Here is an 11,813-nt window from a genome sequence, read left to right on the forward strand (position 1 = left end):
AGCTTACAGGGGTGAAGGCGCTTTGCTTGCGAAGCACTGCTTCGCAAGCGCCTGAACGCACAGCCGCCAGCGGCTGGGCCGGGCCCCGGAGGGGGACTTGCGGCGTCCCCCGCGAACCCAACCCGCCCGACCAACCCCATGACAGCTCTACGCGACCAACCCACGAGGGGCTGTGCCGTTGGCCGGAAATCACGCCAGCGCGCGAAACACCAACGCCAGGATCGCCGGCAGCGCCTGGATCATGAAAATACGGCGGTTCACGCTGTAGGCGCCATAGCACCCCGCTACCACCACACAGGCCAGCGAGAACGTCACCAGCACCGGCTGGTCGATCAACAGCCCCACCACGATGCCTGCAGCCAGGAAGCCGTTGTAGAGGCCCTGGTTGGCCGCCAGCACGCGCGTGGTCTCTGCCTTCTCGGGCGTGTTGCGGAACGTCTTCAGGCCCAGTGGGCGCGTCCACAGGAACATCTCCAGCACCAGGAAATAGACGTGCAGCAGGGCGACCAGCAGGGTCAAGGCAAGTGCGATCCAGTACATGGGCGTTTCCTTGGATAAATGGATGGGGTGATGGGGTCAGAGCCCTCTCCGTGGGAGAGGGATCCGACCCCGCGCGGCTCAGCGGTCGCGCGGCAGCTTCTTTTCTTCGCGCAGCACGCCGAATGCGGCAGCGGTCATGCACGCGGCAACCACCACGCCGCCGATGAACACCACGTGCGAACCAAACAGGGACAGGCCCTTGTGCACCCAGGTGAAGCTCAGGTCCGCGCCGCGGTAGACCACCGTATCGATGGCCGCGCCGGCCTTGTAGCGCCACTGGCGGTCGACGCGGGTATAGATGGTTTCGCGTGCCGGCTTGGCCAATGCGAACTCACTGGCGCGGGTCATCACCTGCACCACGGCCACCATCAGCGGCATCGGCGAGGCAGCCAGCACCGAGAAGCCGATCAGGATCGCGAAGCCCGGGATCAACAGCGCCGGAGCAATGCCGTGGCGTGACAGCAACCAACGGGTCAGGCCGAGCTGCATCAGCAGTGCCAGCGCGTTCACCGCTAGGTCAATGCGCGAGAAGAAGGCAGTGGCAGCGCCTGCATCATTGAACGCCGCACGCACGATAGTGGCCTGCTGGTTGTACAGCAGGGTGCCCACGCCAACGCCGAACACCACCATGACCGCCAGCCAGCGCAGCAGCGGCTCACGCACGATCAGCTTCAGGCCATCCAGCACGCTGCCACCCATCGGCTGCTCGCCCGACACCAGCTGCTGCTCACGCTCGCGCAGCACAGCCCAGTGCCGCAACCGCCAGATGCAGAACATGCAGACGGTCAAAAAACCGGCCGAAACCAGCATCAGATTGGCGATGCCCACGCGCTGCACCAGTGCGCTGGTGATGATGGGGCCGAGGAAGGCACCGATGGTGCCAGCCGCACCGATGTAGCCGTAGTAGGCACGCGCCTGCACGTTGGAGAACACATCGGCCATGAAGCTCCAGAACACCGCCACCGCGAACAGGTTGAACACCATCACCCAGAGGAAGAAGGCCATGCCCCGCCCCGGCACGTTGCTATCGAACAGTGCGTAGAAGCCCAGCAGGGTGGCGATGAAGAACCCATACACCGCCGGCAGGAACACCCGGCGCGGGAAGCGGCTGACCAGCCAGCCGTAGGCCGGCTGCAGCACCAGCATGATCACGAACACGCAGGAGAACAGGAACTGCAGGACGAAGTCCTTCAGCGCGATGCCATGGCTGGCGAACCAGGCGATCAGCATCGGCGGGAACACGGTCTCCAGGTCGGCCGAAGCGGCCATCGCCTCACGCACCGGGCGCAGCACGTAGTAGCCGCTCAGCAGGCAGAAGAAGTACAGGAACGACCACCACAGCGCCGGCGACTCACGCAGTGCCGCCGTCAACCCACGCAACGGCCCCTTGCCCTGCACCGCGCTCACGCGGCGTCCCTCGCCAGAAGACGGCGGTTGGACAGCGGCATGGCAGGCTCCGGGGCGATGAAGCGCGTACGTTAGCCAATGCACTGCAACATCGCCAGCAGCAGCCCCGCAGAAGGCTGAAACGCAGTGTCACGGCCCCACCCGGACGACACGTTCCGATACACGCTTCCGGAGCGTCAAAATTCCAACTTTTTCAACGAGATGCGCATTCATCTTCGCTTTGTTTGTGCACAAGGGAAAAGCGGCGCTAGAATCGCCATCAGCAGTCGCGCACGGGTCTCCACGATGAAAAAGAACAGCCTGCGTCGTCCGATCCGTTCGGCGGCCACCGGTTTGCTGGGCATGTTGATGCCCGTTGCCTTGTCCACCACTGCGCAGACCCCGCCGCCATTGCCGCCGATGCCGGCCAACATCGAATCCGCTGCCGGCGCTGCTGTCGCCCACACGCAGCCGGCGGCCTACCGTACCGGCCTGGTGCCGCAGGTGCAGCTGCCGGCGGCCGGCTTCAACGTGGCCAACATCGAATCGATGGCGCAGCAGCTGACCTATGGTGAGCGCGTACCGGGCATGGCCGTGGCCATCGTGCAGGGTGGCCGTGTGCTCAGCGCGCGCGGCTATGGCGTCACCGACGTCAACAACCCGCTGCCGGTCGATGCGCATACCGTGTTCCGCCTGGCGTCGCTGTCCAAGGCCTTCGCCGGCACCATGGCCGGCCTGCTGGTCAACGATGGCACCCTGCGCTGGGACAGCAAGGTCACCGACTACGTGCCGGGCTTCCGCCTGAACTCGCCGGAAGCAACCGACCGCCTGACCGTGGCCGACGTACTCAGCCACCGCGTCGGCCTGCCGTACAACGCCTACGACCGCGACATCGAAGGCAATGCCGAGTACTACTCGCTGACCCAGAAACTGGCCAACACCAGCCTGAAGTGCCTGCCGGGCGACTGCTACGCCTACCAGAACGTGGCCTTCAGCCTGATCGGTGACGTGGTCTATGCCGCCTCGGGCAGCTTCTACGAGCAGTCGGTCGAGCGCCGCATCTTCAAGCCGCTGGGCATGAACGATGCCAGCCTCGGCCTGGCCGGCATCCAGGCCAGCTCACGCTGGGCGCGCCCGCACGTGCGCAGCCGTAATGGCTGGGTGTCGCTGACGCCGAAGCCGACCTATTACCGCGTCGCCCCGGCCGCCGGCGTCAACGCCAGCGCCAGCGACATGGCGCAATGGCTGCTGGCCCACACCGGCCACCGTCCGGACGTGCTGCCGGCGCCGCTGCTGGCCACCCTGCATTCCAGCCTGATCAACACCCCGGGCGAGATGCGTTCGGGCTGGCGCCGCGAGCGCCTGCACTCGGCCGGCTACGCACTGGGCTGGCGCACCTTCGACTATGCCGGTCACGACGTGGTGTTCCATGCCGGCGCCGTGCAGGGCTACCGCGGCCTGGTCGCGCTGGTGCCGGAACGCGACCTTGGCATCGCCATCATGTGGAACGGCGAAAGCGGCCTGCCCAGCGGCCTGCTGCCGACCGTGCTCGACGCCGCCCTCGGCCTGCCGACCCAGCGCTGGCTGGACGTGGACACCGACTTCGGCAGCGACAACCTGATGGCCGAAGGCGCGAGCCCTGCGCAGCAGGACAAGCGCAAGGGCAAGGGTGCTTCCAGCAACCGTGCCGTCGCCTCGCCGCGCTGATCTGGCGGGCTCGACGGTGAGTACGAAGGGCGGCCCGCGGGTCGCCCTTTTTGTTGGCTGTCGTGGAGTCGAGCCTTGCTCGACTGTCCGTGCAAAGCAGTCGAGCACGGCTCGACTCTACAAATGCGTGAAGCAGCCGAGCAGGGCTCGGCTCTACAGTTCCGGAGGGCTAATGCGCGAAGTAGTGCATTCCGCCGTCCACCGGAATCACGGCACCGGTGATGTAGCCGGCCAGCGGCGAGGCCAGGAACGCCACCAGCGGCGCCACTTCCTCCGGTTCGCCGAAGCGCCCGATCGGGATGTTGCGGGCGATGAATTCGCGCCGGCTTTCCTCGGTGGGATGCAGGCGGTCCCGGATCTGCGCGCTATTGATCCGTCCCGGCGCGATTGCATTGACCGTGATGCCCTGTGTGGCCAGCGCCGACGACAGCCCCTTGCTCCACAGATGCAGCGCTGCCTTTGCTGCCGTGGCGGCGTTCACGGCACGCGGCTCCATCGAACCACTGAAGTTGATCACTCGTCCCCACCCCTGCGCCTGCATCGCCGGCAGCAATGCCTGGGTCAGCCGTCGCGCCGCAGAGAAATTCAGTGCGATCGCCTCCTCCCAGACATCGTCGCCCGCATCCACCGTGGCCGGCCGCCCTCCTCCAGCCGCGTTGACCAGGATGTCCACCCGCTGCAGCGCTGCCAGCGAGGCATCGGCGATGCGGCGCACATCATCGGCATCGGTGACATCACCGAGCACGATGACCGGCGCGGGCGCGCCACCGCTTTCGATTTCCGCCGCCAGGGCCTGCAGCGGCTCCGCGCGCCGTGCACTGATCACAACACGCACACCCTGCGCCGCCAGCAACCTGGCAACACCGGCACCGATGCCACTGCCCGCACCGGTGACCAGCGCGGTGCGTCCCTCGAGGTTCAAATCCATGGTGTTCTCCTGTGAGCATGGCCGGCACATCCGGCCCGTGCAGCGCATGCTCTTTGATCACCACTGATTGATAAACTCCGCGCAGGTTTCAGCATTCAACACCCGGGGTGTCAGATGAACCTGCTGGAGAGCATGCGGGTCTACGTGCTGATCGTGGACAAGGGCAGCCTCAGCGCTGCGGCAGCGGCGATGGATATTTCCGCGACGATGGCCGGCAAGCACCTGCGCTCGCTCGAGGCCCGGCTCGGCATGCAGCTGCTCAGCCGCACCACCCGGCGCCAGCACCTGACCCCCTTCGGCGAGGACTACTACGCGCGATGCAAGGAGATCCTGCGCCTGGTGGACGAGACCGATGCGCAGGCCCAGCACCAGCAGCTGGCACCCGCAGGAACGCTACGCATCAGCGCTCCGGTAATCTTCGGCACCCATGCACTGGTGCCGGCGCTGGCCGAGTACATGGCCCGCTACCCGGACGTCCGTGTCGAGGCGACGCTGACCGACCGCGTGGTCGACCTGGCCGAGGAAGGTTTCGAAGCAGCGCTGCGCATCGGCACCCTGGCCGGCAGCAGCGAACTGATAGCACGGCCGCTCGCCCCGTATCGCTTGATGATGTGCGCCTCGCCGGCCTACCTCGCGCGCCACGGCACCCCGGACACGTTGCCAGCGCTCGCCTCGCATCAATGCCTGTCCTTCGAACCCAGCGCGCTCGCGCAGTGGCTGCAGGCCGGCGCTGGCGAGCTCGACCACGCGCCCGATGGCCGGCTGCAGATCAACAACGGCGAAGCACTGCGTTCGGCCGCACTGCATGGGCTGGGCATCGTGCTGCAATCGACCCTGCTGCTGGCCGCAGATGTCGACGCCGGGCGCCTGGTGCAGCTGTTCCCCGAGCACGGTCAGGCCGGTCGGCCGATGCACGTGGTCTACGCCCACGACCGCTACCGCTCAACCCGCCTGCGCAGCTTCCTCGACTTCCTGGTCGAGCGTTTCCCGCCCTTGCCGACCACGTTCGCAACCGACATCCGAGCATAAAAAAACCCCCTCCCTGCTGGGCAACAGGGAAGGGGTTTCAGGATGCGGCTATCGGGAAGTACTTAGATCAGCGGCGCCGGGGTTGCCGGCAGAGCGACCGGAGCAGCCTTCTTCTTGCGGGCGGCCGGCTTGCGCTTGGCAACCTTCTTCGCTGCCTTCTTCGGGGCAGCCTTCTTGGTGGCCTTCTTCGCGGTCTTCTTCACTGCCTTCTTGGCGGTCTTCTTCACCGCCTTCTTTGCAGTCTTCTTTACTGCCTTCTTGGCGACCTTCTTGGCCGGCTTGCGGGCAGTAGCCTTCTTGGCAGTCTTCTTGGCAGTCTTCTTGGTGGCCTTCTTGGCTACCTTCTTGACGGCCTTCTTCGCGGTCTTCTTGACGGCCTTCTTGGCAGTGGACTTCTTGGCTACCTTCTTTGCCGCCTTCTTCACTGCCTTCTTCGCAGTGGTCTTCTTGGCGACCTTCTTCGCAGCCTTCTTCACTGCCTTCTTGGCGGTCGCCTTCTTCGCGACCTTCTTCACTGCCTTCTTGGCAGCGGCCTTCTTAGCGACCTTCTTCACCGCTTTCTTGGCGGCGGGCTTTTTCTTCGCAGCTTTCTTGGTTGCCATGGGATGGCTCCTCGTCAGTGATAGGGAGTTGAAACGCCCAGGTGGATCAAACCCGCGGATGCTGCGTGCGGGGACCGCCGGCGCGTCAGGCGCGCCGTTACGGATGCGGCAATGCCCGCCTCGATCGGCGGAGCGGGCATCGGAACGGGAGGTACCTTGCATTTCTCCGGGGGAAGCGGGGCCATGTCCACCGTCATCAGGGTCGCGGTGGTCTTGAAGGGGCTGCTTCGCATCGGACGATTGATTCTGCGCACTCGGTTGGGCAGGCAAGGTCTGCTGAGGCGAAACCTAATCACGGTTTTTTTTACTGTCAACAACCCCCGCGAAAAATTTTCACATCCGCGCCGTCCGCGGCGGCGTCTGCACGGTCGCCACGTCGCGCCTGCAGCGACCGCCGAAGCGCCGCGCACGCACGTTGTCTGCAACAACGCAGACGCAATCGTTGAACAAAAAGCACTTGAAATAAGCACTCTACGCAGAAGCGTGCATGTCCGTCGCCACAGCATGCATGCATTGCAAACAACCATCACCGCTGCCGCCAACGCCAGCACAACGGCGCCGCAACGGGGCATCAAAAGTTTTCACATCCGGACACGCCAACGCGGGGTGGAAACGCGGATTTGCGCAAAACTGCGCATGCCCTTCCGTGCCGTTCGTCTGCCCGCTGATGCCATGCCGAGGGTCGGCAACGAACCCGTCGTCATGAGTCGGGCACCATCGCCAAAACAAAAACGGCCACCCGAAGGTGGCCGTGTCCGAACCCGGAAGTGACGACTCAGTGGTCTTCGTCTTCCAGGGCTTCGGCGTACGCGTCCGGATCCAGCAGCTCGTTGAGCTCATCGGCGTTGGACAGTTCGACCACGTACATCCAGCCGTCGCCGTAGGCATCTTCGTTGATGGTTTCCGGCTTGTCCGACAGCGCCGAGTTGACCTCGACGATGGTGCCGCTGACCGGGCTGTAGACGTCGGAGGCGGCCTTCACCGACTCGACGACCGCGATCTGCTCGTTGGCCTTGGCGGTCGCGCCGACTTCGGGCAGCTCGACGTAGACCAGGTCACCCAGCAGGCCCTGGGCGTGGTCGGAAATACCGACGGTCACGCGGCCATTGCCTTCGACACGGGCCCACTCATGGGACTTGAGGAACTTGAGGTCGCCGGGGATCTCGCTCATGGGACTGCTCCAGAGATATGCAGGGGTGGAAAAAACGGGGCTAGTGTAACCAACCGGCCGCCACTGCTGTCAGTGACGACCGGCATGTTTGGATCAGGCGTCGCCAAGCACGCCGGGCTGGGCCTGGCCTTCGCGCACGAACGGGAACTTGACCACGCGCACCGGCACCTGCCGGCCGCGGATGTCGACGGTGACCTCGCCCACTTCACCGGCCGGCACGCGCGCGAAGGCGATGCCCTTGGCCAGGGTCGGCGAGAAGGTGCCGGACAGGATCTCGCCCTGGCCACCGGCGGTGGTCACCGCCTGACCATGACGCAGCACACCCTTCTCGTCCATCACCAGGCCGATCATCTGGCGTGCGGTGCCAGCGGCCTTCTGCGCTTCCAGCACGTCGCGGCCGATGAAGTCGCGACCTTCGTCCAGCGACACGGTCCAGGCCAGCGCCGCTTCGTACGGGCTGATCGCTTCGTCCATGTCCTGGCCATACAGGTTCATGCCGGCTTCCAGGCGCAGGGTGTCGCGCGCACCGAGTCCGGCCGGCTTCACGCCCGCCGCCAGCAGGCGGTTCCAGAACGCGACCACGGCATCCTGCGGCAGCAGGATCTCGAAACCATCTTCACCGGTGTAGCCGGTGCGGGCGACGAACAGCTCGACGCCATCGTCGGACTGCGCCTGCAGCGCAGCAAAGCGGCCAAGCTTGGTCAGCGCTGCACGGTCGGCTTCGCGGGCCAGGCCGATGACGATGTCGCGCGCCTGCGGGCCCTGCACGGCAAGGATGGCCAGGTCCGGACGCTGCTCGACGCTGACGCCGAACGGCGCGGCCTGCTCACGCAGCCAGGCCAGGTCCTTCTCACGGGTGGATGCGTTGACGACCATGCGGAAGAAGTCATCGCCCAGGTAGTAGACGATCAGATCATCGATGACGCCGCCGCGCGGATTCAGCATGCACGAGTACAGGGCCTTGCCGGTCACCTTCAACTTGTCCACGGAATTGGCCAGCAGGCGGCGCAGGAACGGCTTGACCTGGTCACCGCGCAGGTCGACCACGGTCATGTGGCTGACGTCGAACACACCGGACTCGCGACGCACCAGGTGGTGTTCGTCCAGCTGCGAGCCGTAGTGGATGGGCATGTCCCAACCCCCGAAATCGACCATCTTGGCGCCAAGGGCGCGGTGGGTATCGTTGAGCAGCGTCTTCTGGGTCATGACCGGGTCCGGCAGCAGAGGAAACAAGAATCCCCATTATCCCAGATCGGTCGCCCGCAGGTGTGCCGCAGCGCAGCGCCGGAGCTGTAGAGCCGAGCCCATGCTCGGCTGCTCTTCGTGTGGAAGCCGAGCGTGGGTTCGGCGCTACAGGGGGCGGCCTGCGTCCTCGACCACCAGCACCGTGCCCTGCACGCTGAGCACCTTCACCCATGCGCCTGCAGGCAGCTCCGGACCACTCACCTGCCAGGACGCATCGTCAATGCTGACCCGTCCCTGGCCACCGACGATGCCCTGCTGCAGTACCACCTCCCGACCGACCAGCTGCTCGGCGCGGCGGTTGAGCAGCGGCGCATCGCTGGGCCGGGCGCGGGGCCGCCCCCAGCGCCGGTAGCATTGGATCGAGACAACACTCAACAGCACGAAGGCAACCACCTGCCACAGCAGCGGGATATCGCCGAACACCGCCACCAGCACGAACACCGCCGCCGCGCCGATGCCGATCCACAGCATGAACGCCCCCGGTGCCAGCGCTTCGGCCGCGAACAGCAGCAGTGCCAACGCGCCCCAGCCTACGACTTCCCAGCGCATGTCAGCCTCCGATCGGTGGTGGCCGCTTGCTGGCGGCCTTGCTGTCCTGGTCGGCCAGCGCCTGCTTGGCCAGCTCAGCCACGCCGGCAATCGAACCAATCACCCCGCTGGCCTCCATCGGCATCAGCACCAGCTTCTGGTTCGGCGAACTGGCCAGTTCCTTGAAGGCTTCCACGTACTTCTGGGCGACGAAGTAGTTGATCGCCTGCACGTCACCCTCGGCAATCGCAACCGACACCACCCTGGTCGCCATGGCCTCGGCCTCGGCCAGGCGCTCGCGGGCCTCGGCATCGCGGAACGCCGCCTCACGGCGGCCTTCGGCCTCCAGCACCGTGGCTTGCTTCTCGCCTTCGGCGCGCAGGATCTCCGACTGCCTTGAACCCTCTGCCTCAAGGATCTGCGCGCGCTTCTCGCGCTCGGCCTTCATCTGCCGCGCCATCGCATCCAGCAGGTCGCGCGGCGGCTGGATGTCGCGGATCTCGATGCGGTTGACCTTCACGCCCCACGGGTTGGTGGCATGGTCGACCACGCTCAGCAGCTGCGCATTGATCACTTCGCGCTGGCTCAGTGATTCATCCAGGTCCATCGAACCGATCACGGTACGAATATTGGTCTGCACCAGGGCGATCATCGCCACTTCCAGATTGGCCACTTCATAGGCGGCCTTGGCCGCATCGAGTACCTGGAAGAACACGACGCCGTCCACGCGCACGGCGGCGTTGTCCTTGGTGATCACTTCCTGGCTGGGCACATCCAGCACCTGCTCCATCATGTTCACCTTGCGCCCCACCCCGTACACGATCGGAATCAGGAAATGCAGGCCTGGGGTCATGGTGTGCGTGTAGCGCCCGAAGCGCTCGACGGTCCACTCGTATCCCTGGGGCACCATCCGTACCGCCTTGAACAGGATCACCACGGCCACGAAGGCCAGTACCACGGTAAAGAACATGGTCGGGAACATCTTGCTTTCCTTATCTATGACGTCCAGGCCCCAGCATAGCGCGTGAAGGCGACATTCACAGCCGGGGCTACCAGCGCACGCGCCCGCGCAGGATGTCGGCGAACATCACCCAGTCGCCCATGAACGAGTACAGCGGATGCTGGAAGGTGGCAGGGCGGTTCTTCTCGAAGAAGAAATGGCCGACCCAGGCGAATCCATAACCGCAGAACAGGGCGCCGAGAAGGAGCAGCGGCTGGCCGCGCAGGATCGCGGCTGCGACCAGCAGCAGGACTCCGCAACTACCGATGAAATGCAGCCGGCGCGACACCGGGTGGCGGTGCTCGCTGAGGTAGAACGGATAGAACTCACGGAAGCTGGCGAAGCGGGACATGCGCATGCTCCGGGCTGTTACTGGCTGCATCATGCACCTTCCGGGGAGGCAGCGCTGCGCGAGCATCCTTGCCCTTGTAGAGCCGAGCCATGCTCGGCTGCCTCGGCTCGACGGATCCTGGCAGAAGCAGTCGAGCATGCCTCGACTCTACACCGAAGGCGCGCGCGGTCCGAACATGATCACCGCCATGCCGGCCAGGCACAGGGCTGCACCGAGCAGGTCCCAGCGGCTGGGACGGATGCCATCGACCAGCCACAGCCAGAACAGCGCAGTGCCGATATAGACGCCACCGTAAGCGGCATAGACGCGGCCACTGGCGGTTGGATGCAGGGTCAACAGCCACGCGAACAGGGCCAGACTGGCTGCCGCCGGCAGCAGCAACCAGATGCTGCCGCCCTTGCGCAGCCACAACCACGGCAGGTAGCAGCCAACGATTTCGGCCAGCGCGGTCAGCAGGAACAGCGCGAGCGTCTTCACGCCTTCTCCGCCGCCTTGGCGTGCTGCCACAGTGCTTCCTGCGCATCCAGGTCCAGCGCGGACAGCGCTTCCCCCTGCACTTCGGCCTGTGCCTCCATCGCACGGAAGCGACGTTCGAACTTGTGGTTGGCCCCGCGCAGTGCCGCGCCCAGATCGATATCGGCATGGCGTGCCAGGTTGGCGCAGACGAACAGCAGGTCGCCCAGCTCTTCCTGCAGGCGCGCCTTGTTGCCGGCGATATCGCCGCGCTCGAACTCCTCGCGCAGTTCCTGCAGTTCCTCGGCTGCCTTGTCCAGCACCGGCAGCGGGCCCGGCCAGTCGAAACCGACCTTGGCCGCACGCGACTGCAGCTTCACCGCCCGCTGCCATTCGGGCAGGCCACGTGAGATGCCGGCCAATGCGGAGGTGTCCTGCTCGCCCTTGGCGACTCGCTCGGCACGCTTGATCGCATCCCAGTTGCGCGTCACCCCGTCGGCGTCATCGACGCTGACATCGGCGAACACGTGCGGGTGGCGGCGCTGCATCTTGTCGCTGATCGCGCGTGCGACCTCAGCGAAGGCGAAGGCACCCTGCTCCTCGGCCATGCGCGCATGGAACACCACCTGCAGCAGAAGGTCGCCCAGCTCATCGCAGAGATCATCGAGGTCGCCCCGATCGATGGCATCGGCCACCTCGTAGGCTTCCTCGATGGTGTACGGGGCGATGGTCGCGAAGTTCTGCTCCAGGTCCCAGGGGCAGCCATCCTGCGGATCGCGCAGGCGCGCCATGATCGACAGCAGGCGTTCCAATTCGTTGCTGGCGGCACTGTCGGTGGTGGGGGTGTCGTGCGCGCTCATGCGGTCTCCAGG

General features: G+C 65.5%; 14 protein-coding genes. 3 read left to right on the forward strand and 11 right to left on the reverse strand.

Going from position 1 to position 11,813, the window contains the following annotated elements:
- Nucleotides 1-189 precede the first annotated feature (189 nt).
- Together DI041_RS19810 and DI041_RS19815 are read right to left on the reverse strand one after the other, a co-directional pair.
- Nucleotides 190-540 carry a DUF1304 domain-containing protein gene (locus tag DI041_RS19810; RefSeq protein WP_136639827.1) on the reverse strand — a complete coding sequence of 117 codons (351 nt, stop codon included), beginning with the start codon at nt 538-540 and terminating at the stop codon, nt 190-192.
- Nucleotides 541-618: 78 nt separating this feature from the next.
- A complete protein-coding gene (locus DI041_RS19815) occupies nt 619-1,947 on the reverse strand; it encodes an NTP/NDP exchange transporter (protein ID WP_136639828.1) in 1,329 nt (442 codons plus the stop codon).
- A gap of 285 nt (nt 1,948-2,232) precedes the next feature.
- Here DI041_RS19815 and DI041_RS19820 point away from each other — a divergent pair, with 285 nt between their 5' ends.
- Nucleotides 2,233-3,633: a serine hydrolase domain-containing protein gene (locus DI041_RS19820; RefSeq protein ID WP_136639829.1), complete on the forward strand. Its 1,401-nt coding sequence runs from the start codon at nt 2,233-2,235 to the stop codon at nt 3,631-3,633.
- Between the two features lie 169 nt (nt 3,634-3,802).
- On the opposite strand, the gene DI041_RS19825 is transcribed toward DI041_RS19820, so the two are convergent.
- A complete protein-coding gene (locus tag DI041_RS19825; RefSeq protein ID WP_046987798.1) occupies nt 3,803-4,561 on the reverse strand; it encodes an SDR family NAD(P)-dependent oxidoreductase in 759 nt (252 codons plus the stop codon).
- A 114-nt stretch (nt 4,562-4,675) separates the two neighbouring features.
- Here DI041_RS19825 and DI041_RS19830 point away from each other — a divergent pair, with 114 nt between their 5' ends.
- Complete coding sequence (locus tag DI041_RS19830) at nt 4,676-5,590, forward strand: LysR family transcriptional regulator (protein WP_046987799.1); 915 nt, start codon at nt 4,676-4,678, stop codon at nt 5,588-5,590.
- A gap of 62 nt (nt 5,591-5,652) precedes the next feature.
- Here the strand turns inward: DI041_RS19830 and DI041_RS19835 are convergent, their stop codons facing one another.
- Nucleotides 5,653-6,192, reverse strand: coding sequence for a hypothetical protein (locus DI041_RS19835; protein ID WP_046987800.1), 540 nt, complete (start codon nt 6,190-6,192; stop codon nt 5,653-5,655).
- A 183-nt stretch (nt 6,193-6,375) separates the two neighbouring features.
- Between DI041_RS19835 and DI041_RS19840 the strand changes: the two genes are divergently transcribed.
- Nucleotides 6,376-6,963 (forward strand): hypothetical protein, encoded by a 588-nt coding sequence (locus DI041_RS19840; RefSeq protein ID WP_136639830.1) that lies wholly within the window; start codon nt 6,376-6,378, stop codon nt 6,961-6,963.
- A gap of 4 nt (nt 6,964-6,967) precedes the next feature.
- On the opposite strand, the gene gcvH is transcribed toward DI041_RS19840, so the two are convergent.
- The 7 genes from gcvH to mazG all read right to left on the reverse strand — a co-directional run bounded on the left by gcvH (nt 6,968) and on the right by mazG (nt 11,801).
- A complete protein-coding gene (gene gcvH, locus DI041_RS19845) occupies nt 6,968-7,363 on the reverse strand; it encodes a glycine cleavage system protein GcvH (RefSeq protein ID WP_046987801.1) in 396 nt (131 codons plus the stop codon).
- Between the two features lie 93 nt (nt 7,364-7,456).
- Entirely contained in the window at nt 7,457-8,569 is a 1,113-nt protein-coding gene (gcvT, locus tag DI041_RS19850; RefSeq protein WP_136639831.1) for a glycine cleavage system aminomethyltransferase GcvT, read from the reverse strand.
- 144 nt (nt 8,570-8,713) lie between these two features.
- Nucleotides 8,714-9,157 carry an NfeD family protein gene (locus tag DI041_RS19855; RefSeq protein ID WP_136639832.1) on the reverse strand — a complete coding sequence of 148 codons (444 nt, stop codon included), beginning with the start codon at nt 9,155-9,157 and terminating at the stop codon, nt 8,714-8,716.
- A gap of 1 nt (nt 9,158) precedes the next feature.
- Entirely contained in the window at nt 9,159-10,118 is a 960-nt protein-coding gene (locus tag DI041_RS19860; protein ID WP_012511869.1) for an SPFH domain-containing protein, read from the reverse strand.
- 67 nt (nt 10,119-10,185) lie between these two features.
- Nucleotides 10,186-10,488 (reverse strand): Mpo1-like protein, encoded by a 303-nt coding sequence (locus DI041_RS19865; RefSeq protein WP_046983712.1) that lies wholly within the window; start codon nt 10,486-10,488, stop codon nt 10,186-10,188.
- A 147-nt stretch (nt 10,489-10,635) separates the two neighbouring features.
- Complete coding sequence (locus DI041_RS19870; protein ID WP_006385121.1) at nt 10,636-10,965, reverse strand: YnfA family protein; 330 nt, start codon at nt 10,963-10,965, stop codon at nt 10,636-10,638.
- Complete coding sequence (gene mazG / locus DI041_RS19875; RefSeq protein ID WP_136639833.1) at nt 10,962-11,801, reverse strand: nucleoside triphosphate pyrophosphohydrolase; 840 nt, start codon at nt 11,799-11,801, stop codon at nt 10,962-10,964. The genes DI041_RS19870 and mazG overlap by 4 nt, the downstream gene beginning before the upstream one ends.
- Nucleotides 11,802-11,813 lie beyond the last annotated feature (12 nt).

The organism is Stenotrophomonas maltophilia, assembly GCF_004920835.1.
GTDB lineage: Bacteria > Pseudomonadota > Gammaproteobacteria > Xanthomonadales > Xanthomonadaceae > Stenotrophomonas > Stenotrophomonas maltophilia_AQ.